We start from the raw sequence: 25,583 nt of genomic DNA on the forward strand, positions 1-25,583 counted from the left end.
CGTGTAGGACAGGATCGGTCCTACACGTCTGGCATCCTGGGACGCATGCGGGAAACCCCTGGCCGGCTGCTCCGGCTGCTGTCGCTGCTGCAGATGCACCGGGACTGGTCCGGCACCGAGCTGGCCGGGCGGCTGGGTGTGACGACGCGGACGGTCCGCCGGGACGTCGACCGCCTGCGCGAGCTGGGGTACCCGGTGCACGCGGCGATGGGCCCGGTCGGCGGTTACCGCCTCGGTGCGGGTGCCGAGCTGCCGCCGCTGCTGCTGGACGACGACGAGGCCGTCGCGGTCGCGGTCGGCCTGCACGGCGCCACGTCCGGCGGGGTCGCCGGGCTGGAGGAGGCGTCACTGCGGGCGTTGAACAAGCTCGAGCAGGTGCTGCCGTCGCGGCTGCGGCACCGCGTTTCGGCCTTCGACGCGGCTTCGCTGGCCCTCCCGGTCCGCGGCCCGGTGGTCGAGGCGGCCGTGCTGACGTCCGTTTCGTCGGCGATCCGCGCCGCGGAGACCCTGCGCTTCGACTACGTGAGCCACGACGGCACCGAGTCCCGCCGCGACGTCGAACCGCACCGGCTCGTCTCGTGGGGCCGCCGCTGGTACCTGGTCGGCTGGGACACCGGCCGCGCGGACTGGCGGACGTTCCGCGCCGACCGGCTGAGCCTGCGCAGCCCGAACGGCCCGCGCTTCACCCATCGCGACCCGCCGGACGGCGACCTGACGGCGTACCTGAACCGCACGATGGGCCGCGAGCTGTGGCCCTACCGCGCCCGGCTTCTCGTGTCGGCTCCCGCCGAGGAGATCCGCGGCCGGGTGGACGGCGACGTCACCGCGATCGACGAGCGGAGCTGCCTGCTGGAGCTGGCTTCGGACTCCTTCGACCTGATCGCGTTCGTGGTGTCCACCTTGGACGTCCCGTTCCGGGTGGAGTCACCACCCGAGCTGGTGGAGCGGCTGCGGACGCTGTCGGCGCGGTACGCCGACGCCGTCAAACCAGGCTAGGCACCCGCTCGGCCGCCAGCGGCGGCCCCGGCGGCGTGCCGTCCCCGAACGGGTGGCCGCCCAGTTGTTCGCGGCCGTGCGGGGTCAGGAAGCCCGACACGTCGGGGCCCAGCGGGACGATGCCCGACGGGTTGATGTTGCGGTGCACCACGTAGTAGTGCTCCTTCGTCTGCGCGAAGTCGATCGTGTCGCCGAAACCGGGTGTCTGGAACAGGTCGCGCGTGTACGCCCAGAGCACCGGCAGCTCGTTCAGCTTCTGGCGGTTGCACTTGAAGTGGCCGTGGTAGACCGCGTCGAAGCGGACCAGCGTGGTGAACAGGCGGACGTCGGCCTCGGTGATCGTGTCGCCGACCAGGTAGCGCTGGTCCGCGAGTCGCTCGGACAGCCAGTCCAGGCGGGAGAACAGCTTGCGGTAGGAGTGCTCGTACGCCTCCTGGGACCGCGCGAAACCGCACTGGTACACCGCGTTGTTGACATCGGTGAAGACCTTCTGCGCGACGTCGTCGATTTCGTCGCGCAGCTTCTCCGGGTACAGCTCGGGCGCGCCGTCGCGGTGGAACGCCGTCCACTCGGTGGACATGTCGAGCGTCATCTGCGCGAAGTCGTTGGTGACGACCTGGCCGGTCGGGACGTCGACGAACGCGGGCACCGTGATGCCGCGCGGGTACTCCGGGTCGCGCTTGAAGAACGCCTCCTGCAGGCGTTCGATGCCGAGCACCGGGTCGCGCCCGTCCGGGTCGAGGTCGAAGCTCCAGCTCCGCTCGTCGTGCACCGGCCCGGCCATGCCCATCGACAGGGCGGGTTCCAGGCCGAGCAGCCGCCGCACGATCACCGCGCGGTTCGCCCACGGGCACGCCCGGGCCACGACCAGGCGGTAGCGGCCGGCCTCGACCGGCCAGCCGTCGCGGCCGTCGGCGGTGATCCGGTCGGGGATGTAGTTCAGGTCGCGCTTGAACTCGCCGTCTGTCATCGGTTCCTCAGCAGTCGTCGGTCGGGGGAGTGACGTCCAGCGCCGCGGCCAGCCGGGCCAGTACCGGCCCGGCCGTGCGGATGTCTTCGGCGCTCAGGTGGTCGAACACCGACGCCCGCGCGCGGGCGAGGTGGGTCGGGTAGGCCGCTTCCAGTCTGGCCAGTCCCGCGTCGGTCAGCACGGCGTTGGACGCGCGCCCGTCCTCCGCGCACTTGCGCTTCTCGGCCAGGCCGCGGCGGGTGAGGTCGTCGACGACCCGGCTGATCCGGCTCAGCGAAAGACCGGTGGCCGCGGCCAGCGCGGAGATGCGGAGCAGGCGGTGCGGTGCCTCGGACAGTGCGACCAGCACACCGTAGTCGGTCATCGCGAGGCCGGTCTCGGGCAGGAACTGGTCTTCGAGCGCACGCGGCAGCGCGGTCGTGATGCGCATCAGGGACCGCCAGAACGGGGCCTCGTCGTGGTCGAGCGCGGACTGTTCACCCATACCGGCGAGTCTAGCGAAAGCTTGCTTGCGCAACCAGTAAAAATGAGTACAGTGTCGTTGAGCCCTCAATCACTGGGGGGCGCCACCACCGAGGAGAGAAGACGAGCATGACCAGCGCGACCACCTACCCCCAGCTGACCGGTGAGTACACCCTGGACGCCGCCCACTCGCGGATCGGGTTCAACGCCCGGCACGCCATGGTGACGAAGGTGCGCGGCAGCTTCAACGACTTCACCGGCACCGCGACGATCGACGGTGACGCCCCGGAGAAGTCGTCCGCCCAGGTGAGCATCAACGTGCACAGCATCGACACGCGCAACGCCGACCGCGACGGTCACCTGAAGAGCAACGACTTCCTGGCGATGGACGAGTACCCGACCATCACCTTCACCACCACCGAGATCAAGCAGACCGGTGGGAGCAGCTTCGACGTGACCGGCGACCTGACCGTCAAGGACGTCACCCGTTCGGTCACCATCCCGTTCGAGTTCGAGGGCTCCGCCAAGGACCCGTTCGGCAACGACCGGATCGGCTTCGAGGGCTCCACCACGATCAGCCGCAAGGACTACGGCATCACCTGGAACGCCGCCCTCGAGACCGGTGGCGTGCTGGTGAGCGACAAGGTCACCCTCGAGTTCGAGATCTCGGCGATCAAGAACGCCTGACCCTCGCGCTTCAGCTGTCCGTGAAGGCCACCTTGAGGGACTCAGAGTCCCTCAAGGTGGCCTTCACGGATTTCGGGCCGTGCTGGTGCGCAGGTTCTCGATGCCGACGTCGAGGGCCGCTTCGAGGTGGTCGATGCGGCCCGTCGACAGCATCACCACCACGCCGCCCTGGATGCCGGCCAGCAGGGCGGCCGCGGTGCGTTCCGGGTCGACGTCCGGTGCCACCTCGCCCGCGTCGCGCAGGTGGCCGATGCCGGCCGCGATCTCGTCCTGCCAGCGCCGCAGCATCTCGCTGACCACCGCCTGCGCGCCGGGGGTGGCGCGGCCGAGCTGGGAGATCAGCACGTTGAGCGGGCAGTGCTGGCCGCGGCCGCGGTAGTGCGAGACGACCGTGTCGCGCCAGCGCCGCCACCCGGCCCACGACGTCAGCTTGCCCAGCTGCGGCTGCTGCACGGCCAGCACCTGGTCGGCCTCGAACCGCGCCACCGCCAGCAGCAGCTCGTCCTTGCCGTCGGGGAAGTAGTGGAACAGCTGGCTCTTGCTGGTGCCCGTCCGCGCCCGGACGTCGTCCAGCGTCGTGACGGCGACCCCGCGTTCCCGGATCTCCGCCGCCGCGCCTTCGATGATCCGCTGCCGCGTCGCGGCGCCCTTGGCGGTCAGCTGCTTCGCCTGCGTTGGACTCACGGGTCCACTTTAATCCGCTGTCGCCGTCGCGGCCAGGCGGTCACACTGGCGAAATGTCCACGATCATCCCGTTGCCGGTGCTCATCACCGTCGCGCTGGCCGGCGGCGGGATCATCGCCTGGGTGCTGTCCCGGCGCGACAGCGGCTGGGCCGAGGTCACGACGGCGCCGGAGGGATCGGTGCTGGTCCTGGACCTGCCCGACGTGCACTTCCGCCCGTTGCGGGAGTACGAGATACGAGCCCAGGCGGATCCCGCGCTGCGCCAGGACTGGGTCGACCAGGCGCTCGCGCAGCTGGGCGGCACCCTGCACGCGGCCGAGCTGTGGCAGCTCCTGACGTCGCACCTGCGGCCGGGCGCGCCGGGGTTCTGGCCGGGCATGGACCTGCGCGCGGAGTCCCTGGTCCTGGCCGGGACGGATCTGCGGGGGTGCGAGGTGCGCGACGCGGTCTTCCGGCAGGTGCGCTTCTGGGGCGCCGCGCGGTTCGACGGCCTGGTCTGCACCGGGCTGGTGAGCTTCGAGCGGTGCGCCTTCACCTACCACGTGTCCTTCCGCGGTGCGGAGTTCCGGGCGGGCGCGGACTTCGAGGGCGCCACGTTCATGGCGAACACCTCGTTCGCGGGGGTGACCACCGGGGACGTGGTGTGGTTCGACGAGGTCCGGTTCTCGGGCCGCACCGACTACACCGGGGCGGGGTTCGCGGCCGACGTTTCGTTCCTGGCCACGGGTTTCGCCGGCCCTACGTCGTTCCGTGACGCGCGTTTCGGCGGGGAGGCGCAGTTCCTGCACGCTCGCTTCAGCGGTCACGCCGACTTCACCGGGGCGACGGCGGGTGGGTTCCGGTTCGCCGGAGCGAGCGCGCGCACGGATGTCCGCCTGGCCCGGACCTGGCCCGAAGGCGTGAGTCTGGGGGAGCGGGGGCCTCGGCGACCGGGCTTCTGGGCCGAGGTGCGCGAGGCTTAGGAGGGCTTGCGGCGGCCTGGGTCAGGGCGACGCGCGGGATTCGGGGGCCACGCGGGCCGGTGCCGGACCATCGGCGGGACCTTGGGCGGGGTAGGAGCTGCGCCAGTGGTTAATGCCGTGGTGAGTGTGGTTGTCGCGGGCTGGCCTGCTGTTGCGGTGTGGCCGCCCAGTGTTCGGGTTGCAGTCGCCGAAGGCGGGTCCACCGCAAGCCCGCTCGCCGCAGCCAGGGTGGTCGCCCAACAGGCGAGGGTCAGGACGGGTCCGAGCCGCGCAGCGCGGCCCACCAGAAGCCGAACGCCGCGGCCAGGATCGTCACCGCCAGCCAGCCCGCCACCCCCGTGCCGTCGACCAGGGCCCAGAACACGCCGACCACCGGGGCGACGGCCAGTACCGGCAGGTCCGTCCGCAGCTGGCGGCGCAGGGTGACCGGGCGCCGAGCTGCCTCCGCCCGTTCGGCGTCCGGCTCGGCGGGGTTGTCCAGGCGGCGGCCGCGCGGTTCCACGCGGTGGAGCCTGCCCGCCGGGTAAAAGATCGTGCCGCCGGCGCGCACCAGCACCCGGCGGTCGCCGGTCAGCTCGGCGACAGCAGGGGATGGCAGGCCGATCAGCGCGGGGGAGAAGTACACCGGGAGCCACGCCGTCTGCGGCGTCTCCAGCTCCAGCCAGGAGCGCGTCAGCAGGCCGCGCTGCACCTTCACCCGGCGGATCGGCACGGTCCGGCGGGTGCCGCCGGGACGCACGAAGCGGGTCAGCAGCACCAGGACGTCCACCACGAGCACGCCGACCGCGGCCACCACGGTGGCCGTCGCGTACGTGGTCGTGCGGTCGGTGGTCACCAAGGCGGTCGCGCCGCGGATCGCCGCGCGGCTGGGGTCAGCCGGGTCGTAGAACACCGGGAGGGTGCTCCCGGGCGCGGGCCGGACGTCCATCTCGACGGTGGCCGTCGCGTCCGCCGAGGCGATGTGGATCACCGCCGCGCCACCGTCGAGGCGGACGACGGTCGCGGTCGAGCGGGCCGTCATCCCGCGCAGCTCGCCGGCCGCGGCCGAGTACTCGGCCAGCTGCACCGCGAACACGACCGCGCAGGCCAGCAGGGCCAGCGCGCTCGTCAGGAGGATGTGCCGCACCGGCCGGAGCGTCAGGAGAGTCTTCACCACTTGCCTCGGGTACAGAAGGCGGGCGGTGCACGCACCGCCCGCCTTCGAAAGGAACCGCTACTTCACGAAACCGATCTTCGCGAAGTCGTACGGGGTGTTCGCGAAGCCGGGCGAACCGTAGTTCGCGACCGTCTTGCGGACCGCGAACGCGCCGACCGACTGGAAGATCGGCAGCTGGTGGCCGACCGCCCAGATTTCCTTGTCGACCTCGTTCAGGTCCGCCGCCCGCTTGCTGTCGTCCAGCTCCTGGGCCGCGGTGTCGTAGAGCTGGTTGATCTTGTCGTCCCCGACGTGGCCGTAGTTCTGGCCGATGTTCTTCGGGTCGTTGTAGTAGATGCCCTGGCCGCCGGCGATCGGGAACGCCGTGGAGATCCAGCGGAACAGCGTCACGTCGAAGTTGCCGACGTTGACGTAGTTCTTGAAGAACTCCGTGCTCGGCACGGCCTGAATGTCCAGGTTCACGCCGATGGCCTTGAGCTGCGACTGCATGATCTGCCCGGTCTGCTGGCTGATCGGGGTCCCGGTCGGGATGATCAGCCGGATCTTCAGCGGCTTGCCGTCCTTGGCCCGGAAGTCACCGGCCGCCTTCCAGCCGAGCTGGTCGAGCTGCTTCTTCGCGGCCTCGACGTCGAACTTGTACGGCCCGGAGTTGTCGACGTACTCCTTGGCGCCCTTGAGGAAGATGTGGTTGCCCAAGGGCTGGGTGTCCTTCTGCATCTGCCCGAGGATCGCCTTCGAGATGGCGACCGTGTCGATGCCCCGGAAGATCGCCAGCCGCAGGTCCTTGTCGGCCAGGATCGACGAGCTCGCGCCGTTGAAGGTCAGGTGCGTGTAGTCCGGGTAGGTGGACTGCCGGATCACCGTGTTCGGGTCGCCCTGCGCGCGCTTGAACGCGTTGACGTCGTTGTTGAGGTTGTAGAAGTCGATCTGGCCGTTGGCGAACGCGTCCGCCAGCGCCGGGCGCTCGACCTTCTTGAAGGTCACCGTGTCGAGCTTCGCCGGGGTGCCCCACCAGTTCGGGTCGCGCTCGAGGACCACGGTCTTCGCGGTCTGGTCGATCTTCTGCACCTTGAACAGGCCCGCGGTGATCTTCGGCTCGGTCGCGAACGACTTGTTGAAGGTCTCCGCGTCGGCGTCGAGCTCCTTCGGGTACAGCGGCAGGAACAGCGACTTCCACTCCGCGAACTTCTTCGCGAAGGTGACCTTCACGTCGAGGTCGCTCGTGCCCTTCTCGACCTTCGCGATGTCCTGGTAGCCGGTGGTCTGCGAGACCTCGTAGGCCGGGTCCTTGCCGTTGAGCACCTTGGCCTGCGCGGCGAAGTCCTCCCAGGAGAACGCGCGGCCGTTGCTCCACTTGGCCTTCGGGTTGAGCTGGTACTCGACGACCTGCGGGTCGGTGCTCACCAGCTTGACCGACGTGACGTAGTTGGGGTTCTCACTGACCGTCGCGTCGGCGTTCTGCGTGAAGAGGTACGGGAAGACCGCGCCGAACATGCTCTGGCCGTCGAGCACCGTGCCGTCGACCTGGTTGACGTTCCAGTTGTCCGGCAGCTGGTCGACCGGCCACTTGAAGTCGCCGCCGTCCTTGACCTGGTCGAGCGGCTTCTCGTTGATGTCGGCCGTCTTGACCCCCTGCGCGCCCTGGTCCTGGAGCGCGTTGTTCCCGCCCCCGGAGTTGCCACTGCAGGCGGTGAGGGCGAGCGTCAGCGCCACCACGGGGGCGATGACGGCAGCCATCCTCCGTCGGTTCATCGGATACCTCTCTTTTCCTGTGTGCCAACGGATGCGTGGCTACACGACTTCGCGGGTCTTGGCGTAGTGGCAGGCGACGTCGTGGTCGGCGGCGCGCGGCTCGCGCGGCGGCTCGACCTCGACGCACCGCTTCCTGTCCTCTTCGGGCAGTTGGGCGAACACGAAGCAGCGGGTCCGGAACCGGCAGCCGGACGGCGGGTCCGCCGGGCTGGGCAGGTCGCCGGCGAGGATGATCCGGGTCCGCTCGCGTTCCTTGACCGGGTCCGGGATCGGGATGGCGGACAGCAGGGCCTGGGTGTAGGGGTGCTGCGGCTGCTCGAAGACGGTGCGGACGTCGCCGATCTCGACGATCTTGCCCAGGTACATCACCGCCACCCGGTCGGCGATGTGGCGCACCACCGACAGGTCGTGCGCGACGAACAGGTACGACAGGCCGAGTTTCGCCTTCAGCTCGTCGAGCAGGTTGATCACGCCCGCCTGGATGGACACGTCCAGCGCCGAGACCGGCTCGTCCAGCACGATCAGCTTCGGCTCCAGGGCGAGCGCTCGCGCGATCCCGATGCGCTGGCGCTGCCCGCCGGAGAACTCCGCGGGGTACCGCTCGGCGTGCTCGGCCCGCAGCCCCACCAGGTGCAGCAGCTCCGGGATCCGCTTGTCTATCGCGGCCCGGTCGTAGCCGTGCACCCGCATCGGCTCGGCGATGATGTCGCCGATCGGCAACCGCGGGTCGAGCGCGGCCATCGGGTCCTGGAAGACCACCTGCAGGTCGCGCCGGATCGCCTTGCGCGCCTTGCCGTCGAGCTTCGCGACGTCCTTGCCGAGCACGGCGACCGACCCGCTGGCCGGGCTCACCAGCTCGAGGATCTCCATCAGCGTGGTGGACTTCCCGCAGCCGGACTCGCCGACCAGGCCGAGGGTCTCGCCCTCGACGATGTCGAAGCTGATCCCGTCGACGGCCTGCACGGAGCCGACGCGGCGCTTGAGGATCTGGCCCTTGGTCACCGGGTAGTGCTTGACGAGGTCCCGGACGTCGAGCACGGTGGTCCGCTCGGCCCGCGGCAACGCCGCCAGCGCCGGTTCCCCGACGAGCTCGGCGCCGTAGACCTCGGCCGCGTCGGCGTCCGGCCGGTCGAGGACCTCGGTGTGGATGCAGGCCGCGCGGTGCGAGGTGTCGACGCCGGCGTCCGGGCGCCCGGGCGTGATCGTGAGCAGCTCCGGCTCCGCAGTACGGCAGTCGTCGGTCACCAGCGGGCAGCGCGGCGAGAACGGGCAGCCCGGCGGCAGGCTGACCAGCGACGGCGGCTGGCCCTCGATCGGCACCAGCGGCTGCTTCTCGTGCGCGTCCACGCGGGGGATCGAACCCAGCAGCCCGAGCGTGTAGGGCATCCGCGGGTGGGCGTAGATCGTCTCGACCGGACCCTGTTCGACCGCGCGCCCGGCGTACATCACCATCAGCCGGTCGGCGAACCCGGCGACCACGCCGAGGTCGTGGGTGATGATCACGATGCCGGCGCCGGTGACCTCCTGCGCGGTCTTGAGCACCTCCAGCACCTGCGCCTGCACGGTGACGTCCAGCGCGGTCGTCGGCTCGTCGGCGATGATCAGGTCCGGGTCGTTGGCGATCGCGATGGCGATCACCGCGCGCTGGCGCATGCCGCCGGAGAACTCGTGGGGGAAGGCCTTCGCGCGCTGCGCGGCGTTCGGGATCCCGACCAGGTCCAGCAGCTCGACCGCGCGGGCGCTGGCCTGCGCCTTGGTGACCACGCCTTTTCCGTGCACCAGCAGGGCTTCGGCGATCTGCGCGCCGACGGGGTACACCGGGGTGAGCGCGGACAGCGGGTCCTGGAAGACCATCGAGATCTTCTTGCCGCGCAGCCGGGACAGCTCGGTGTCGGAGCGGCCGATGATCTCGCTGCCCTGCAACCGGATCGACCCGGAGATCCGCGCCTGCGGCGGCAGCAGGCCCATCACCGCCAGCGAGGACACGGACTTGCCCGAGCCGGACTCGCCGACGATGCCCAGGACCTCGCCCGCGGCGACCTGGTAGGACAGTCCGCGCACGGCGTGCACCCGACCCGACTCGGACGGGAACGACACGTCGAGGCCGGACACCTCCAGCACGGTCCCGGTCGGCTTGTCGGTCTCCGCGCCCAGGGCGAGTGCGGTCCTGCTCATGAAACGGCTCCAGCGGAAACGGTCTCGGCGGGGGACTTCGTGGCGGCCTCGATGCGCTTGCGCTCCTTGCGCCGCGACCGGCTCGACGCCGGGTCCAGCGCGTCGCGCAGGCCGTCACCGGCGAAGTTCACCGCGAGCACGGTGACGACGAGGAAGCCCGCCGGGATGTAGAACAGCCACGGGAACGTGCGGACGGCGTCGGACCCGGCCGCGATCAGCGTGCCGAGCGAGACGTCCGGGGCCTGGACCCCGAAGCCGAAGAACGACAGCGACGTTTCGGTGATGATCGCGGCGCCGACGTTGATCGTGGCGTCGATGATGAGCAGCGACGCCATGTTCGGCACGATGTGCTTGGCGATGATCCGCCGCGCCGGCTGGCCCATGAACCGGGCCGCCTTGACGAACTCCCGCTCGCGCAGGGTGAGTGTCATGCCGCGGACGATCCGGGCGGTGATCATCCACTGGAACAGCGCGATCAGCCCGACCAGGATCAGCCAGGTCTTGCTGCGGAAGGCCGGCGACAGGATCGAGATGATCAGGAACGGCGGCAGGATCAGCAGCAGGTCGACGACCCACATGGCGATCCGGTCGGTCCAGCCGCCGAAGTAGCCCGCCGCGGCCCCGACGACCGAGGCGACGCCGGTGGAGAACAGCGCGGCCAGCAGCCCGATGGTCAGCGACTTCTGCAGCCCGCGCATGGTCTGCGCGAACATGTCGCCGCCGATCTGGTTGGTGCCGAACCAGTGCGAGCCGTCCGGCGGCAGCAGGTAGGACGTCGGGTCCAGCTCGTCGTAGGCCCACGGCGAGTACCAGGTGTAGGTGAACGCCAGCAGGTAGAACAGCACGATCAACGCGAGCGCGGCGACGGCCGCGCGGTTGCGCAGGAAGCGGCGCAGCACGAGCTTGCCGCGTCCGGCGCCCGAAGCGGCCGGGTCGGCCACGGCCAGGTCGACGGGGGCACCCGCGGGGGTGGCGGCCGCCTCGGTTTCGTTCACGGAGGCCGACATCAGATCCTCACCCTCGGGTCGAGCACGGCGTACAGCACGTCCGAGAGCCAGCCGGCGAACAGCACGCAGACGGCGATGAACAGCGTCACCGTCGCCACGATGTTGGTGTCCTGCTGCTGGATCCCGGTGACCAGCCAGTCGCCCATGCCGTACCAGCCGAAGATCTTCTCGGTGAAGATGCCGCCGGTGACGAGCAGGCCGAAGCCGAACGCGAACAGCGTCGCCATCGGGATCAGCGCGGTGCGCAGGCCGTGCTTGAACAGCGCGCGGCGCCGGGTCAGGCCCTTGGCCTGCGCCGTCCGCAGGAAGTCCGAGCCGAGCACGTCGAGCATCGCCGAGCGCTGGTACCGGCTGTAGTAGGCGACCTGGGTGAGCACGATCGCCAGCGTCGGCACGATCAGGTGCTGCACGCGGTCGAGCAGTGCCTCCCCGAACCCGCCGCTCAGCCCGCTGGAGTTCTCGCCCTGCACGATGAAGAACTGGTAGCCGTCAAGCAGGTTGTCGTTCACCGACTGGGCGCCGGCCTTGAGGATCGTCGCGATGACGAAGACCGGGGTGGAGAGCACCACGAACGAGAACGTCGTCGCGAGGTAGTCGCTGATCTTGTACTGGCGGATGGCGCTGACCACGCCGACCAGCACGCCGATCACGATGCCGATGGTGATGCCGAGGACGAACAGCCGCAGGCTGACGCCCATCCGGCGCAGCAGCTCGTCGGTGATCGGCTGGTCGGTGATGGTCCGCCCGAAGTTGCCCTGGAAGACGCCGCCGAGCCAGGTGAAGAACCGCTCGGGGATCGGCTGGTTCAGGTAGAGCTCCGCGGCCTTGGCGTCGATCGTCGCCTGCGGGGGCGGCGGGTTGCGCAGCTTCAGGCCGTCGAGCGGGCTGAAAGCCAGCGAGGCCAGGGAGAACGCCGCGAACGTGGCGACCAGGCAGAGCGCGACGTAGTTGACGAGACGGCGGAGGAGGAAGCCGATCACCGCGGCCCCGCCCGGTCCGGGGCGGGGAGCCGCCGGTCTCGCGGGCCGCTCGCCCGCCGCTCGCTCGATGGAGTTCTCGTCGCAACCACTTGCCGCTGCTGCCCTTCAAGAGTCTTTACGCCCGTCGTCGGCGCAGCATAAGGGGAACAGGCGGTTCTTTTCGCGCTCGGCGAACAATCCGATAGTTACGATCCGGCTGTGGATGTGAGCGTCTCGTTACCTTTCGCCGGATACCCGACGTAGGTATGTTGCGCGCGCCGGACGTGGCGGTGTAGGCGCCCGATTCGGGCGAAGGGACGAACTGCCCGAAATGGACAGAGGGGCTACGGCTTCTCGATCGGGAGCCGCGCGGAGTCGCGCAGGAACAGCGGGATGCGCCCGGCCGGGGCCGCCGCGTCGACGCTCGTCCCGCCCGAACACCGGTTCCCGGTGACCGCGTCCGTCCACAGTGCACCTTCGGGCAGGTACACGGCCCGACGGGTCACGCCGGCCTCGAGCACCGGTGCCACGAGCAGGTCCGGGCCGAGCAGGAACTGGTCGTCGGTGTCCCAGGCCCGGGCATCGGCGGGGAAGTCGACGAACAGCGGCCGCATCGGCGGGACGCCCTGCTCGTGTGCCACCCGCATCTGGGCGGCGAGGTACGGCCTCAGTCGCTCCCGCAGCCGCAGCGCGTCCTCGATGGCGGCCAGCGCTTCGGGGCCGTAGGACCACACCTCGTTGGGCCCGCCGGTCATCTCCGGCCCGAACGGCGGCCGCGGGTCGCGGAAGCCGTGCAGCCGCAGCAGCGGGCAGCACACGCCGTACTGGAACCAGCGGACGAGCAGTTCGCGGTACTCGGGCGAGTCCGGGTCGCCGCCGTGGAAACCGCCGATGTCCGTGGTCCACCAGGGGATCCCGGCGATCGCGACGTTCAGCCCGGCGCGCACCTGCGCCCGCAGCGAGGCCCAGGTCGCCGGGACGTCACCGGACCACAGCGCGGCGCCGTAGCGCTGGCTGCCGGCCCACGCCGAGCGGCTGAGCAGCACGACCTCGTCGTCGCCCTCACCGCGGATGCCGTCGTGGAACGCCTGGGCGTGCACCTGCGGGTAGAGGTTGACGACCTCCGCGCCCGGGCCGGCGTGGAAGCCGAGGTTGTGCGGGTGGCCGGGCTGCAGCTCCGGCTCGTCACCGTCCAGCCACCACGCGCGCACGCCCAGGTCGTAGTAGTTCTCCTTGACCTTCCCCCAGAGGAACCGCCGGGCCGCCGGGTTCGTCGGGTCGTAGAAGGCCACCGGCAGCTCGACGTCGAACCCCTTGTCCTTCCACGGCGCGTGCGCCGGCACCCCGTTCTCGGCCGCGACGAGCAGGCCCTGCTCCTGCATCTCCCGGTAGTTCTCCGACAGCGGGCTGACCGACGGCCACACCGACACCATCAGCTTGACGCCCAGGCCGGCCAGCTCCCGCACGAGCCCGGCCGGGTCGGGCCAGCCGTCCGGGTCGAACTTCCAGTCGCCCAGGTGCGTCCAGTGGAAGAAGTCCGCGACGATCACCGACAGCGGCAGGCCGCGCTCGTGGTACTCCCGGGCCACGGCCAGCAGCTCGGCCTGCGAGCGGTAGCGCAGCTTCGACTGCCAGAAGCCGGTCGCCCACTCCGGCAGCATCGGCGCGTACCCGGTCGCGTCGGCGTAGTGGCCGAGCAGCCGGCGCGGGTCGTCGCCGGTGGTGATCCAGTAGTCGAGCTGGCGGGCGTCGTCGGCGACCCAGCGGGTGCCGTTGGCGGCCAGCTCCACCCGCCCGACCGCGGGGCTGTTCCAGAGGAAGCCGTACCCGCGGCTGGACAGCAGGAAGGGCACCGACACCTCGGCGTTGCGCTGCACCAGGTCCAGTACCAGGCCCTTCTGGTCCAGCCGGCCGTGGGTGTGCTGGCCGAGGCCGTAGATCCGCTCGCCGTCGTAGGCGGTGAACCGCTGCTCGAGGCGGCCGTAACCGTTGCGCGACGGCATGAACAGCCGCGACCCGGGCCACCAGAAGTGCGCGCGCTGCTCGGCCAGCAGCTCCTCGCCGGTGTCCGTGCGGACGAACCGCAGCTGCGCGTCGGGCCCGGTGTCGGTGTCCACCAGCTCGACCAGCGCGGTGAGCGCGCCGTTGACCACCCGGCCGGCGCGCTCGCTCGCCTCCGCCGTGGCGGCGGACGGCTTCGCGGGCAGCAGCGCGCCGGGGACGTCGTCGAGGATCCGGTGCCGCCCGGCCCGCACCCGCAGGCTGTCGGTACCCCACGGCTCGACGAGCAGGACTTCGTGCCGTACCCGCACTTCGATCGAGCGCCCGTCTTCGGTCGTCGTGATCACGCGGACTCCTCAGTCTTTGACGGCACCGCTGGTCAGCCCGGCGACGACGTACCGCTGGGCGACGACCAGCAGGACGGCCGCGGGGATCGCGGCGAGGACGGCGGTGGCCATGATCCCGTTCCAGTCGGCGGACTGGTTGCCGACGAACCGGTAGATGCCCACCGTGATGGGCTCGAACGACTGCCCGGTGGTGAGGGTGACGGCGAACAGGAAGTCCGCCCAGGCGAACAGGAACGCGAACAGCCCGGCCGTGACCAGCGCGTTGCGGCTGACCGGGAGGATGATCGAGAAGAACGTCCGCCAGTACCCGGCACCGTCCACACGGGACGCTTCGGTGAGCTCCCGCGGCACCGAGATCATGAACGCCCGCAGCAGGAGCACGGCGAACGGGATGGTCGCGGTCGAGTCGGCCAGCACCAGCCCGAGGTAGCTGTCGATCAGGCCGAGGTTGGAAAACACCGTGTAGAGCGCGTTCGCCATCACGATGCCCGGGATCATCTGCACGACGATCAGCACGAACACCAGCACCGGGCCGCCGCGGACCTTCAGCTGCGCCAGCGCGTACGACGCGGGTGCCGCCACCACCAGCGACACCAGCACCGTGCCCAGCGCCACGACCACACTGGACACCAGGTTCGGCCCCTGTGTCGCGAAGGCCTTGCGGTACCCGTCGAGCGTGCCGCCGAGCGGGAAGAACGCCGGGTCCGGCCGCAGCAGCGCGCCGCTGGGCTGCAGCGAGGCGTTGACCATCCAGTACAGCGGGAACAGCAGCACCGCGACGATCACCACCCCGGCCGCGGTCTTCACGTCGCCGCCTCGGCCAGGGTCGCCTTCGCCGAACGCAGGTACAGCAGGCCGAACGCGGTCGCCACCAGGATCAGCAGGTTCCCGACCGCGGCACCCCGGCCGAACGTGAAGTCCTGGAAGGACAGCCGGTAGGACCACGTGGTGAGCGTCTGCGTCGCGTTGGCCGGGCCGCCGCCGGTGACGACCATGATCACGTCGAACACCTTGATCGTGTAGACCAGCCCGAGCATGAGGACGATCCCGGTGACCGGGCGCAGCAGCGGCCAGGTGACGTGCCGGAACCGCTGCCACGCGCCGGCGCCGTCGAGCGCGGCGGCTTCGTGCAGCGAGGCGGGGATCGCGCGCAGCCCGCCGTGCAGGATCACCAGGTTGAACGGGATGCCGATCCAGATGTTGGTGAGGATCACCGCTGGCAGGGCCCAGCCGGTGCTGCTCAGCCACGGCACCGCGCCGATCCCGATCAGGCGCAGCGCGGCGTTGAGCACGCCGTGGTCCTGGTCGAACATCCACCGCCACACCGCGCCGCTGACCACCAGCGGCAGCAGCCAGGGGAGCAGCAGCAGCGACCGCAGCAGCGCGCTGCCGAGGAAGCGCCCGGTGAAGAACACGGCCAGCGCGAGGCCGACGCCGAACTGGAAGACGAGCGACCCGGCCGTGAACAGCACGGTGTTCAGCACGGCCGTCGTGAACAGCGGGGCCGTCAGCACCGCGGCGTAGTTGGCCAAGCCGACGAAGGGGGCTTCGCCGGTGTAGAACGACTTGACGGTGTAGTCCTGCGTGCTCATCACCAGGTTCGCGACCAGCGGGTACCCGAAGAACACCACGACGTACGCGACAGCGGGCAGGAGGAACGCCCACGCGGTGAACCGGTTGTCCCGCCGTGGTCTTCGCCGCGGCACCGGGGCCGCGAGTGTCACGACCCGGCCGCCTGCTGCGCGGTCTTGAGGGCCTGGTCCGCGGGCTCCTTGCCGGTGAGCGACGCCTGGATCGCGTCGGCCAGCGCCTGGGAGACCTTCGGGTACTTCTCGCCGAGCTCCGCGGTGCGGGAGCGGGCGGAGCCGACCTCGTCGACGAACGCCTGCATCGCCGGCTGCTCGGCGCCGAACTTCGCCGCGACGGCCGTCTTCGACGGGATGTAGGCGTGGGCCTTGCTCCACTGCAGCATGGTCGGCTCGGCGAGGATGCAGGACAGCACCTTCCCGGCGGCCTGCTGGACGGGCCCGCTGGTGACGGGCACGGCCCCGACCTCGCCGCCGAGGGCGACCACGGGCTTGGCACCCGCCTGGGGCACCGGGATCGGCACGACGCCGTAGTGCAGCGCCTTCTGCTCGTCGAGCCGGGCGAGGTTCCACGAGCCGTTGATCATCATCGCCGCGTTGCCCGCGACGAACTGGTCGGCGACGTCGTTCTGGTTCCACGTCACCACGGACTTCGACGCCGACCCGCTCGTCACGAGGCCCGTGACGTAGGTCAGGGCCTGCACGCTCTGCGGGGAGTCCAGCTGGGACAGTTCCGCGCCGTTGCTCCAGAAGAACGGCAGGAACTGCCAGGTGCCCTCCTCCGAGGGGATCGCGGAGAAAGCGAGCCCGTACTTGCCGTCCTTGGTCAGCTTCGCCGCGGCGGCCGTCAGCTCGTCCCAGGTCGACGGCGGTTGCACCCCGGCCGCTGTCAGCAGATCCTTGTTGTAGAGCAGGGCCAGCCCGTTCACCCCGGGCGCGACACCGTAGACCTTGTCCTGGTAGGTACCGGCCTTCACGATGCTCGGGTAGTAGCCGTCGGCGGAGATGCCGTAGTCCGACAGCGGGGTCAGCGCGCCGGTGGCGGCGACCTGCTGCAGCGTCGGGTTGTCGGTGAAGAGCAGGCCCGGCAGCGTCTTCGAGCTCGCGCCCTGCAGGATCTTCGGCAGCATCTGGGCCGTCGGCACCGTCTGCCGCTCGATCCTGATCCCGGTCTGCGCGGCGCACGCGTCGAGGATCTTCTGCCAGGCCGCGGAACCCTGTTCGTCGGCGTAGTAGTCGAGTTCGGTGACGGAGCCGGCGGCGGGGGCGTTCGCCGTCTGCGGGGCGGGGGCGGGGCTGCACGCGGCCAGGAGCGCGGCACTCGCGGCCAGGAAAAGGGCGCGACGGGCTACGGACATGGTGATTCCCCTTCGGCGGCGGAGCAGAACCGGGTCAGGTGCGCGGCGCGGCGGTGCTGTCGCGCCGGGTCAGGCGAGGCCCGAGCAGCCGGACCTCCGGCGTCGTGTGGCCGCCGAGCCGGCGCATGGTCATCTCCACGGCCTGGGCGCCGACCTCCTCGGCCGGGATGGCGACGGTGGTCAGCGCGACCGGGTGCTGCTCGGCCATGGTGTCCGGGCAGACGGCGATGACCGAAACGTCGTCGGGCACGCGCAGCCCGCGGTGGCGCAGGTCCGAGAGCAGCGCGGGGAGCACGGCTTCGTTGTGCACGACCAGGCCGGTCAGGCCCGGGTCGGCGGCGAACAGCTCGTCCAGGCAGGCGCTCACGGCTTCGTAGGAGTGCGCGCACGGCCGGTTCGCCGCCCGGACACCGCGGCCTTGGGCGGCTTCGTCGAAGCCGCGCAGGAACCTTGTCGCGTAACTGGTTCCGCGGCGGTAGACGGCGGGGGAGGGGCCGATCAGCGCGATCGAGCGGTGGCCGAGGTCGGCCAGGTGCGCGACGCACGCCGCGCCGGCGGCGGTGAAGTCCAGGTCGACGCAGCTCAGCCCGGCCGGGTGGTCGGGCACGCCGATGAGCACCACGGGCAGGTCGAGCGCGATGAGCATCGGGACGCGCGGGTCGGCGGCCTCGACGTCCATCACCATCAGGGCGTCGGCGATGGCCGAGGACGCCACCCGCTGCAGCGCGGCGGGACCTTCGTCCTTGGTCAGCAGCAACAGGTCCTGGTCGTGCGCGCGGGCCGCGGTGACCGCCGCGGCGACGAACTCCATCACCACGGCGACGTTGAGGTCGGTGCGCAGCGGGACGACGAGGGCGAGCACGTTCGTCCGGCTGCTCGCCAGTGCACGGGCCCCCGCGTGCGGGTGGTACCCGAGCTTGCGGATACTCTCCTCGACCAGTCGCCGCGTCTTGGGCGAGATCGAGCGCTTGCCGCTGATCACGTACGACACCGTGCTGGGGGCCACCCCCGCGGCATTGGCGACGTCGTTGATCGTGACCACGGGCGGCCTCCTGAGGGCAAGGCGGTAGGGATGTGCGAGTCGAAGCGCATCGACGATGGCAAGAAGATAAGGGACACCAGCCCGGAACACAAGCACTGTTATCAGTCTGCCAATAATTCGATTCGTATTCGACGGGGCCCTTGCGTCGAATTTGTCGAACGTCGCTGATAGCGGATCTTTCTCCAGCTCAAGGCCCAGTTTTGCCCGATGTCAGGAGTTTGTGGGAGCGCGCCCAAGCCGAGTTGACCATGTAGTGACACTGCTGCAATAGTCGTCACTAACCGCACCGGCGGCACGAATGTTCCCCGGCGCCTCGTCGAAACGATTCGACGATTCCGGAAGACCGTCCGATATCAGGAAATCGAGATTTTCGGCGCCCGCCGGCTCAGCGGGGTTTCCGGCCGACGCCCGCGTACGGGAGGGTGTTGATCGCCGGGTCGTCGGACATGTCGCCGGCGCCCTGCGGGTTCCACATCGCGCACCCGACCAGGCCCGGCTCGACCAGGTCGAGGCCGTCGAAGAAGCGCAGCACCTGCTCGTGCGTGCGGGGGAACGGCTGGTTCTGCTGGTTCTGGCGGTTCGTGTAGACCTCGATCGCCTCGTCGAGGCCGGCCGACTCGGTGTCCGCCGCGACGTGCGTCAGCGCCAGGAAACTGCCCGGGGCGAGCCGTTCGCGGTAGCGGGCGAGGATGCCGGCCGGGTCCCACGCATCGGGCACGAAGTGCAGCAGCAGCAACATGAACACGCCCGTCGGCTGGTCGGGGTCGAGCAGCTTGCCCGCGCCCGCGAAGATCTCGTCGACGTCGCGCAGGTCGGCCTGCAGCACCGCGCAGCGGTCGTTGTCCTGCAGGAGCAGTTCGCTGTGCGCCACCGCGACCGATTCGCGGTCGACGTAGACCACGCGGCACGACGGGTCGGCCTGCTGGACGATCTCGTGCAGGTTCCCCACGGTCGGGATGCCCGCGCCGACGTCGAGGAACTGCCGGATCCCGGCGTCGACCATGTACCGCGCGGCGCGGCGCAGGAACGCGCGGTTGAGCCGGGCCGCGTCGCGGATGCCCGGCATGATCCGGAGGATCTGCTCCCCGAGTTCCCGGTCCGCGGCGAAGTTGTGGTCACCGTCGAGCCAGAAGTCGTAGACTCGCGCCGGGTTCGGCACCGTGGTGTCGACCTCCGGCGGTACCCAGCCCAGTTCCCCGGTCATGTGACCTCCCACCCTCGTGAACCCCTGCGGCGTGGCGGAGTCTAGCGCCGCTCATCCGTTCGTGTGGCGGGACTGCCGCCGTTCTCCCGGCCGGTCCTAGGGTGTGGCCGGTGACGAACGAGCCGCGCGCCGTCCCCGGTCGCTGGCCGGTGCTCGGGCACACGGTCTCCCTGCTCCGCGACCCCCTGAAGCTCTTCGGTTCCTTGCCCGCGTACGGAGATGTCGTCACCCTTCGCCTCGGCCCGCTGCCGGTGCACGTCGTCACGACCCCGGAGCTGTCCTGGCAGGTGCTGGCCACCGACGCCGACAAGTTCGACAAAGGCCTGGTCTTCGACAAGATGCGCCCGCTGTTCGGCGACGGCCTGGCCACGTCGAACGGCGAGCTCAACCGCCGTCAGCGGCGCATGGTCATGCCCGCCTTCGGCCGGGCGCGGATCGAGGGCTACGCCGAGAACACGATGACTGCGCTGGCCGACGAGCTGGCGGGTTCGTGGCAGCCCGGCGAAGTCGTCGAATTCGACCAGCGGATGCAGGACCTGGTGCTCACGATCGCCGGGCAGACGCTGTTCTCCACCGCCCTCGGCGACGACGTGCTCGCCGAGATCCGCCGCTCGATCCCGGTCATGCTCAAGTACGTGCTGGTCCGGGCGTTCTCGCCGAAGTTCGTGGAACGGCTGCCGATCCCGGCGAACCGCCGGTTCGACGCCGCCGCGGCCCGGCTGCGCGAGGTGATCGGCGCAACCGTCGTCGCCGCGCGGAAGGACGGCGCGGACCACGGTGACCTGCTGTCGATGCTGCTGGCGGTCCGGGACGAGGACACCGGCGAGGGCATGTCCGACCGCCAGGTGCACGACGAGGTCATCACCATCCTGACCACCGGCGCCGAGACGACGGCCGTGGCGCTGGCCTGGTTCTTCCACGAGCTCGGGCAGCACCCGGACGTCGAGCGCCGGTTCCACGCGGAGGTCGACGACGTCCTCGGCGGCCGTCCCGCGCGGTTCGAGGACCTGCCGGAACTCGGTTACACGCACCAGATCGTCCACGAGATCGTCCGCCGCACCCCGCCGCTGATCCTCATGCGCCGCGCCCGCGAAGACGTCGAACTCGGCGGCGTCCGGATCGCTGCCGGCAGCGAGGTCGCCGTCAGCCAGCACACGCTGCACCGGGATCCGCGCTGGTTCCCCGATCCCGGCCGGTTCGACCCGGACCGGTGGGCGCCCGGGGAGACCGCGGAACTGCCGAAGGGCGCCTACATCCCGTTCGGCGCCGGTCCCCGGCTGTGCCCGGGGCACGTGTTCGCGCCGACCGAGATCGGCATCGTCGCCGCGACCATCGGCGCCCGCTGGCGGCTGGTCCCGGTGCCGGGCAAGAAGGTCCACGCGCAGCTCAAAGCCACGATGCAGCCGAACCGGCTGCCGATGACGGTCGTGCCGCGGCGGACCTGACGGTACCCGATCGGCTACCTGCTGTAGTGTTTCGTGGTCCTCAGCTCGTCACCCGTCCGGAGGGAAGAACGGCGTGAGACTGCCGGTCAAGCTGACGTCGGCGTTGTTCGCCTGCGCCGTCCTGCTCGGGTCCCTGACCGCCGCGGTGCCCGCCGAAGCGGCCGCGATCTCCTGTACCGACAAGGATCTGCCGGTCACCGGCCCCGGGCTGCCGCCGCTCGTGCCGGGCGCGCCCGCGACGGTGCACGGCCGGCTGTGCCTGCCCGCCGGTGCCGTGCCGGACAGCGTCCAGCTGCTGGTGCACGGCGGCACGTACAACAGCGCGTACTGGGACCTGCCCTACCAGCCGGAGCGCTACTCCTACCAGCGGGACATGGCCTCGCACGGGTACGCGACCTTCGCCGCGGACCAGCTCGGCGCCGGCGGCAGCAGCCGCCCGCTCAGCCTGCCGCTGACGGTGCAGGCCGAAGCCGAGGCCCTGCACGAGGTGATCGGCCACCTGCGGGCCGGGCGCGCCGGGGGGACGTCGTTCACGAAGGTCGTCATCGTCGGCCATTCGGTCGGGTCCGGGGTGGTCGCCGTGGAGGCGGGCACCTACCACGACGTCGACGGCGTGATCCTGACCGGCATCACCCACCTGCCCGCGCTGCCGGTGCTGGCGCTGGGCGCGGCGCTCGGCCTGCAGCCGGCGTTGCTGGACGGCCAGCTCTCCCGCCTGGGCAGCGACCCGCTGTACTTCACGACGCGGCCGGGCGCGCGGGCCGGGCTGTTCTACGCCGCCGGTGACGCCGATCCGGCCGTGATCGCGGCCGACGAGGCGACGAAGGACCAGGTCTCGGTGCCCGGGATGGGCACGGTGGCGCTGTTCGGCATCGTGCTGCCGGCGACGTGGGGAATAACCGTCCCGGTTTTCCAGGTCGTCGGGGAAAAGGACGTGCTTTTCTGCGGGCTGCTCGCGCTGCGCGACTGTTCGAGCGCGGCGACGCTGCGGGCGCAGGAGGCGCCGTATTACCGGGATCCGTCGAAACTGTCGATGTTCGTGCTGCCGGGCGCGGGGCATTCCGTTGCGCTGCACGAAAACGCGGGGCTGTACCGGGACGCCACCCGGTCGTGGCTGCACGACCGAATGGGGATAACTGCTCAGGGTTACCACTCGATCGGATGAACCCTGATCAGTGCGTGTGACATCATTTCAGGCCAAGATATGTCGGTTACCCGAGCCGGAGTGCGCACTAGACCCTTGGACAGGCTGAAGTGACTGCTCCCCATCCCCGCGGCGGCGCCCCGCGCGCGAAGCCGTCCGCCGAACGAGCGGCGGGACGGCTCCGTACCCTCGCGCGCAAGTGGGGCTACCTGGTCAGCACCACCGCCTACCTGCCGCACACCCCCGACGAGATCGAAGGCGAGCTGACGATCCTCACCGGCTGGCTCTTCGAGGCGGTCGCGAGCGACCCGCCGGGTACCGAGGAGGCCGCGGCCGCGGGCGGGCGCCTGGTCGAGCTGCGCTGCGTCGGCCCGGAGAGCCTGCGCCGCACCATGGAGGTGCTGGGCAAGGGCCTGCTGCGCGAGCCGGAGCTGCGCGGCCTCGACAAGCTCGCCGAACGCGTCGTGCTGGTGCTCGGTGCCCTGAGCTCCGGCTACAGCGAATCGCTGCGCGAGGACATCCAGAAACGGCAGGAAGGCCTGAGCCGCGCGTTGCTCAAGGTGGAGCAGGAAACCCGGCGCAAGCAGGTCATCACGCGCGCGCAGTTCGAGGAGGTCTTCGCCGGCTCGGCCAGCGGGGTCGCGGTCACCGAGCTGGACGGCCGGGTGCTGCGCGCCAACGCGGCGCTCGCCAAGACGCTCAACCGCACCCCGGCCGAGATCGCGGCGCACACCCTGTTCGACTTCGTCCACCCCGAGGACGTCGACGTGCTGCGGGAGGGCTACGCGGACCTGCTGTCCGGCCGGCTGCACAAGCTGCGCGCGGGCCGCCGGCTGATCGGCCGGGACGGCGAGCCGATGTGGGCCACCTTCGTGGCTTCGGTCGTCCGCGACTCCACCGGCGAGGCCCAGCAGCTGATCACGCTCGTCGACGACGACACCGAGGTGTCGCTGCTGCAGCGGCGGCTGAGCCACCAGGCCCTGCACGACGTCCTGACCGGGCTGCCCAACCGGCAGTTCTTCAGCACCCGCCTGGAAAACGCCCTGCGCGAAGCCGACCAGGACCGCGGCATCACGCTGTTCCACCTCGACCTCGACGGCTTCTCGCTGATCACCGGCGGGCTCGGCCAGGACCCCGGCGACAAGCTCCTGCGCGGCGTCGCGCGGAAGCTGGAGCTGGTGTTCGAGGACGAGAAGGCGCTCATCGCGCGGATCGGCGCCGACGAGTTCGGCGTGGTCGTGCAGAACGGCGAGGACACCCCGGACGTCGGGACGCTGGTCCGCCGGATCAACCACGAGCTCGCCGAACCGGAGTACGTCGACGGCCGGCACGGTGTCGCCGTCTCGGCCAGCATCGGCGTCGTGCACCGGCCGCCGCGCGAGATCGCGCCGTCCGAGCTGCTCCGCGCGTCGGACCTGACCCTGCGCCGCGCCCGGCGGGCGGGCAACCAGTGGGGCCTGTACGACCGCGAGCACGACCGCCGCGACCGCCACGAGTTCGGCCTCGCCGCGTCGATGGCGGGCGCGTGGGAGAACGGCGACATCGAGATCGGCTACCGGGTGCTGGCCGACCTGGCCGACGGCGAACCGGCCGCGATCGAGGCGCGATTGCGCTGGACCCACCCGGTCGAAGGGGTGCTGCCGCACGAGACGTGCGTCCGGCTGGCCGGCGAAACCGGGCTGGCGCTGCCGCTGGGCACGTGGCTGCTGCGCACGGCGGCCGAGCGCCTGAACGCGGCGGGCATCGAGGTGCCGCTGGTGGTCGAGCTCGGCCCGCACCAGGCCGCGGACCCCGACCTGGTCGGCGAGATCCGCCGCGTGCTGGACGACACGGGCATGCCGCCGGAGCGTCTCCGCCCCGCCTTCCCGGCCGAGAGCCTGCTCGCCGAACCCGGCGACGCGGTCGACAGCCTCAAGGTGCTGGCGGAGATCGGCATCCCGGCGGAGATCCACGACTTCGGCGCGGCGGGCGACGTCACGTTCCTGGCGGACCTGCCGATCCGCACGGTCCGGATCGCCGGAACGCTGGTGTCGCGCCGCAGCCACCCGCTCGTCGCGCGCTCCTTGGCCGCGCTGACCGAGGTGGCCCACCTGGCGGGCGCGAAGGTGTCGGTGGCGGGAGTGGAGACCCGCGACGAGGCACAGTGGTGGCGGGAGCACGGCGCGGACTACGGGTCGGGTCCGGTGTTCGCGGAGCTGCCGGGCGACCTGCCCGCTTGCTGAGTCCGCCGCTGCGGGTCGTGACAGCGGGGTCGTGAGTGTTCAGAAGGGTGGGAACACTCTTTGCCACTCACGACCGGTAGGTCAGATCCGGACCAGCACCTCGTCCAGGGACTTGCGCCGCAGATCAGGCACCACGCAGTCGTCGGCCGGATAGCCGACCGGGATCACCGCGAAGGCCCGTTCGTTGCGGGGGCGGCCCAGCAGCTCGCCCAGGAAGCGCATCGGGGACGGTGTGTGCGTGAGCGCCGCGAGGCCGGCCACCTGCAACGCCGTCAGCAGCATGCCGACCGCGATGCCCACCGACTCGTCGACGTAGTAGTGCTTGTGGACGCCGCCGCCGGAGTCGATGGTGAAGCGCTGCTGGAACACGACGATCAGGTACGGCGCGTCCGTCAGGTGCGGCTTCACGGCGTCGGTGCCCAGCGGGCGCAGGGCGTCGAGCCACTCGTCGCCGAGCCGGCCGTCGTAGGAGATCTGTTCCTCTGCTTCGGCGGCTTCCCGGATCCGGCGGCGCACCGCGGGATCGGCGACGAGGACGAACGTCCAGGGCTGCTGGTGCGCGCCGCTGGGGGCGGTGGACGCCACGGCGATCGCGTCGAGCACCGCGTCTTCGGGGACGGGGTCGGGGGAGAACATCCGGACCGACCGGCGCTGCTCCATCCGCTGCCGGAGTTCGGCGACGTTCGACGTGGCTTCGGCGGCGGGCAGGCGGGCGGGCCGGTAGGGGACCGGGTGATAGGTCATGCCCCGGATTGTGGCGGGGGACACTTCGGCGCAGCAGGGCCGAACGTACGATTTGCGGCGCAGTCACGTTCGGCAGGCGGACAGTTAGGCGTGCCTTGCCTCGGAAATTACGCCAGGCGGCGCAAACTAACTAGGCCATTCGGTCCTGTCGCGTGAAGTGACCCCGTCATTACTCTCCAGTAGAACGAAGTGGTGCCGATCACAGCCGCTCACAGTCGCCGGAGGAGGCCCCATGGCGTCGCGCGTCAGAGGAACAGCCTCCGAAGACCGGCGCGACCCGCGGCTCAGGCACATCACCGGCTGCCTCACCTGCACCCTCAAATGCGTGTACTGCGGGCTGCCGGTACGGCTGACCGGACCGGGCGACCACCCCGGCTACGGCGTGGTCGAGCAGATCGCCGGGGACGGGCCCGCCCCGGACCTGGTGCTGCTGCACCGGTTCTGCCGCACCGCACTCGGCCGCTGCCGGACGCGGGGGTGCGTGCTGCGGCGCGCCCACCTCGGCCGCGCGACCGAGCAGTACGAAACCGGCCGCAGCCGTCCCGGGCGCTACCAGCGCCTCGGCGTCCGCCGGTCGCCCGACCTCGATCTGTACCGGAAACACTGGCGGGTCGCGAAGATGCGGTACGCGTGCAAGGCGTGCCGCTACTACACCGGCTCCCACTGAGCCGTCCCCCCAA

The 25,583-nt window shown here is 70.7% G+C and carries 22 protein-coding genes; 7 read left to right on the forward strand and 15 right to left on the reverse strand.

Annotated features, from left to right (window positions below; all coding sequences use genetic code 11):
• Positions 1–45 precede the first annotated feature (45 nt).
• Positions 46–996: a helix-turn-helix transcriptional regulator gene (locus ACIOD2_RS01960; protein WP_400533186.1), complete on the forward strand. Its 951-nt coding sequence runs from the start codon at positions 46–48 to the stop codon at positions 994–996.
• Here ACIOD2_RS01960 and ACIOD2_RS01965 read toward each other — a convergent pair.
• Both ACIOD2_RS01965 and ACIOD2_RS01970 read right to left on the reverse strand, forming a co-directional pair.
• Positions 983–1,966, reverse strand: a complete 984-nt coding sequence (locus ACIOD2_RS01965) for a glutathione S-transferase family protein (RefSeq protein ID WP_400533188.1) — start codon at positions 1,964–1,966, stop codon at positions 983–985. The two genes, ACIOD2_RS01960 and ACIOD2_RS01965, sit on opposite strands and share 14 nt — an antisense overlap.
• Positions 1,967–1,973: 7 nt before the next feature.
• Positions 1,974–2,450 (reverse strand): MarR family winged helix-turn-helix transcriptional regulator, encoded by a 477-nt coding sequence (locus tag ACIOD2_RS01970; protein ID WP_400533190.1) that lies wholly within the window; start codon positions 2,448–2,450, stop codon positions 1,974–1,976.
• A 107-nt stretch (positions 2,451–2,557) separates the two neighbouring features.
• Here ACIOD2_RS01970 and ACIOD2_RS01975 point away from each other — a divergent pair, with 107 nt between their 5' ends.
• Positions 2,558–3,115: a YceI family protein gene (locus ACIOD2_RS01975; protein WP_400533191.1), complete on the forward strand. Its 558-nt coding sequence runs from the start codon at positions 2,558–2,560 to the stop codon at positions 3,113–3,115.
• Between the two features lie 63 nt (positions 3,116–3,178).
• Here ACIOD2_RS01975 and ACIOD2_RS01980 read toward each other — a convergent pair whose 3' ends face one another.
• Positions 3,179–3,799 carry a TetR/AcrR family transcriptional regulator gene (locus ACIOD2_RS01980; protein ID WP_400533193.1) on the reverse strand — a complete coding sequence of 207 codons (621 nt, stop codon included), beginning with the start codon at positions 3,797–3,799 and terminating at the stop codon, positions 3,179–3,181.
• A gap of 53 nt (positions 3,800–3,852) precedes the next feature.
• Here ACIOD2_RS01980 and ACIOD2_RS01985 point away from each other — a divergent pair, with 53 nt between their 5' ends.
• Entirely contained in the window at positions 3,853–4,761 is a 909-nt protein-coding gene (locus ACIOD2_RS01985; RefSeq protein ID WP_400533195.1) for a pentapeptide repeat-containing protein, read from the forward strand.
• Positions 4,762–5,011: 250 nt separating this feature from the next.
• Here ACIOD2_RS01985 and ACIOD2_RS01990 read toward each other — a convergent pair whose 3' ends face one another.
• From ACIOD2_RS01990 to ACIOD2_RS02040, 11 genes are all read right to left on the reverse strand, one after another.
• A complete protein-coding gene (locus ACIOD2_RS01990; RefSeq protein ID WP_400533197.1) occupies positions 5,012–5,917 on the reverse strand; it encodes a hypothetical protein in 906 nt (301 codons plus the stop codon).
• A 57-nt stretch (positions 5,918–5,974) separates the two neighbouring features.
• Positions 5,975–7,654, reverse strand: coding sequence for an ABC transporter family substrate-binding protein (locus ACIOD2_RS01995; RefSeq protein ID WP_400533199.1), 1,680 nt, complete (start codon positions 7,652–7,654; stop codon positions 5,975–5,977).
• Between the two features lie 54 nt (positions 7,655–7,708).
• Positions 7,709–9,844 carry a dipeptide ABC transporter ATP-binding protein gene (locus ACIOD2_RS02000; protein ID WP_400533201.1) on the reverse strand — a complete coding sequence of 712 codons (2,136 nt, stop codon included), beginning with the start codon at positions 9,842–9,844 and terminating at the stop codon, positions 7,709–7,711.
• A complete protein-coding gene (locus ACIOD2_RS02005; RefSeq protein WP_400533203.1) occupies positions 9,841–10,851 on the reverse strand; it encodes an ABC transporter permease in 1,011 nt (336 codons plus the stop codon). Before ACIOD2_RS02005 ends, ACIOD2_RS02000 begins: the two co-directional genes overlap by 4 nt.
• Positions 10,851–11,831, reverse strand: a complete 981-nt coding sequence (locus ACIOD2_RS02010) for an ABC transporter permease (protein WP_400533205.1) — start codon at positions 11,829–11,831, stop codon at positions 10,851–10,853. The genes ACIOD2_RS02005 and ACIOD2_RS02010 overlap by 1 nt, the downstream gene beginning before the upstream one ends.
• A 323-nt stretch (positions 11,832–12,154) precedes the next feature.
• Positions 12,155–14,158, reverse strand: coding sequence for a TIM-barrel domain-containing protein (locus ACIOD2_RS02015; RefSeq protein WP_400533207.1), 2,004 nt, complete (start codon positions 14,156–14,158; stop codon positions 12,155–12,157).
• Positions 14,159–14,167: 9 nt separating this feature from the next.
• On the reverse strand, positions 14,168–14,908 hold the full coding sequence (locus tag ACIOD2_RS02020; RefSeq protein ID WP_400535377.1) for a carbohydrate ABC transporter permease: 741 nt from the start codon (positions 14,906–14,908) through the stop codon (positions 14,168–14,170).
• 53 nt (positions 14,909–14,961) lie between these two features.
• Complete coding sequence (locus ACIOD2_RS02025) at positions 14,962–15,882, reverse strand: carbohydrate ABC transporter permease (RefSeq protein WP_400533209.1); 921 nt, start codon at positions 15,880–15,882, stop codon at positions 14,962–14,964.
• The gene (locus tag ACIOD2_RS02030; RefSeq protein WP_400533211.1) at positions 15,879–17,102 is read right to left on the reverse strand and encodes an extracellular solute-binding protein; all 1,224 of its coding nucleotides are present in this window, start codon (positions 17,100–17,102) and stop codon (positions 15,879–15,881) included. Before ACIOD2_RS02030 ends, ACIOD2_RS02025 begins: the two co-directional genes overlap by 4 nt.
• A gap of 34 nt (positions 17,103–17,136) precedes the next feature.
• A complete protein-coding gene (locus ACIOD2_RS02035) occupies positions 17,137–18,144 on the reverse strand; it encodes a LacI family DNA-binding transcriptional regulator (protein WP_400533213.1) in 1,008 nt (335 codons plus the stop codon).
• Positions 18,145–18,529: 385 nt separating this feature from the next.
• Positions 18,530–19,348 (reverse strand): SAM-dependent methyltransferase, encoded by an 819-nt coding sequence (locus tag ACIOD2_RS02040; RefSeq protein WP_400533215.1) that lies wholly within the window; start codon positions 19,346–19,348, stop codon positions 18,530–18,532.
• A gap of 110 nt (positions 19,349–19,458) precedes the next feature.
• Here ACIOD2_RS02040 and ACIOD2_RS02045 point away from each other — a divergent pair, with 110 nt between their 5' ends.
• From ACIOD2_RS02045 to ACIOD2_RS02055, 3 genes are all read left to right on the forward strand, one after another.
• Entirely contained in the window at positions 19,459–20,793 is a 1,335-nt protein-coding gene (locus ACIOD2_RS02045) for a cytochrome P450 (RefSeq protein ID WP_400533217.1), read from the forward strand.
• 73 nt (positions 20,794–20,866) lie between these two features.
• Complete coding sequence (locus tag ACIOD2_RS02050; RefSeq protein ID WP_400533219.1) at positions 20,867–21,958, forward strand: alpha/beta hydrolase; 1,092 nt, start codon at positions 20,867–20,869, stop codon at positions 21,956–21,958.
• An 89-nt stretch (positions 21,959–22,047) separates the two neighbouring features.
• Complete coding sequence (locus tag ACIOD2_RS02055) at positions 22,048–24,159, forward strand: putative bifunctional diguanylate cyclase/phosphodiesterase (RefSeq protein ID WP_400533221.1); 2,112 nt, start codon at positions 22,048–22,050, stop codon at positions 24,157–24,159.
• Positions 24,160–24,240: 81 nt separating this feature from the next.
• Here ACIOD2_RS02055 and ACIOD2_RS02060 read toward each other — a convergent pair whose 3' ends face one another.
• Complete coding sequence (locus ACIOD2_RS02060) at positions 24,241–24,903, reverse strand: nitroreductase family protein (RefSeq protein ID WP_400533223.1); 663 nt, start codon at positions 24,901–24,903, stop codon at positions 24,241–24,243.
• A gap of 232 nt (positions 24,904–25,135) precedes the next feature.
• Between ACIOD2_RS02060 and ACIOD2_RS02065 the strand changes: the two genes are divergently transcribed.
• Positions 25,136–25,570: a hypothetical protein gene (locus ACIOD2_RS02065; protein ID WP_400533224.1), complete on the forward strand. Its 435-nt coding sequence runs from the start codon at positions 25,136–25,138 to the stop codon at positions 25,568–25,570.
• The last annotated feature ends 13 nt before the right edge of the window (positions 25,571–25,583 follow it).

The organism is Amycolatopsis sp. NPDC088138, from assembly GCF_044741685.1.
Lineage (GTDB): Bacteria > Actinomycetota > Actinomycetes > Mycobacteriales > Pseudonocardiaceae > Amycolatopsis.

Excerpts from the sequence above, each read along its gene's own strand:
- ACIOD2_RS01960 (WP_400533186.1), top strand. The coding sequence starts at position 46 with ATGCGGGAAACCCCTGGCCGGCTGCTCCGGCTGCTGTCGCTGCTGCAG.
- ACIOD2_RS01965 (WP_400533188.1), bottom strand. The coding sequence starts at position 1,966 with ATGACAGACGGCGAGTTCAAGCGCGACCTGAACTACATCCCCGACCGG.
- ACIOD2_RS01970 (WP_400533190.1), bottom strand. The coding sequence starts at position 2,450 with ATGGGTGAACAGTCCGCGCTCGACCACGACGAGGCCCCGTTCTGGCGG.
- ACIOD2_RS01975 (WP_400533191.1), top strand. The coding sequence starts at position 2,558 with ATGACCAGCGCGACCACCTACCCCCAGCTGACCGGTGAGTACACCCTG.
- ACIOD2_RS01985 (WP_400533195.1), top strand. The coding sequence starts at position 3,853 with ATGTCCACGATCATCCCGTTGCCGGTGCTCATCACCGTCGCGCTGGCC.
- ACIOD2_RS01995 (WP_400533199.1), bottom strand. The coding sequence starts at position 7,654 with ATGGCTGCCGTCATCGCCCCCGTGGTGGCGCTGACGCTCGCCCTCACC.
- ACIOD2_RS02000 (WP_400533201.1), bottom strand. The coding sequence starts at position 9,844 with ATGAGCAGGACCGCACTCGCCCTGGGCGCGGAGACCGACAAGCCGACC.
- ACIOD2_RS02005 (WP_400533203.1), bottom strand. The coding sequence starts at position 10,851 with ATGTCGGCCTCCGTGAACGAAACCGAGGCGGCCGCCACCCCCGCGGGT.
- ACIOD2_RS02020 (WP_400535377.1), bottom strand. The coding sequence starts at position 14,908 with ATGGTCAACGCCTCGCTGCAGCCCAGCGGCGCGCTGCTGCGGCCGGAC.
- ACIOD2_RS02030 (WP_400533211.1), bottom strand. The coding sequence starts at position 17,102 with ATGTCCGTAGCCCGTCGCGCCCTTTTCCTGGCCGCGAGTGCCGCGCTC.
- ACIOD2_RS02040 (WP_400533215.1), bottom strand. The coding sequence starts at position 19,348 with ATGACCGGGGAACTGGGCTGGGTACCGCCGGAGGTCGACACCACGGTG.
- ACIOD2_RS02060 (WP_400533223.1), bottom strand. The coding sequence starts at position 24,903 with ATGACCTATCACCCGGTCCCCTACCGGCCCGCCCGCCTGCCCGCCGCC.
- ACIOD2_RS02065 (WP_400533224.1), top strand. The coding sequence starts at position 25,136 with ATGGCGTCGCGCGTCAGAGGAACAGCCTCCGAAGACCGGCGCGACCCG.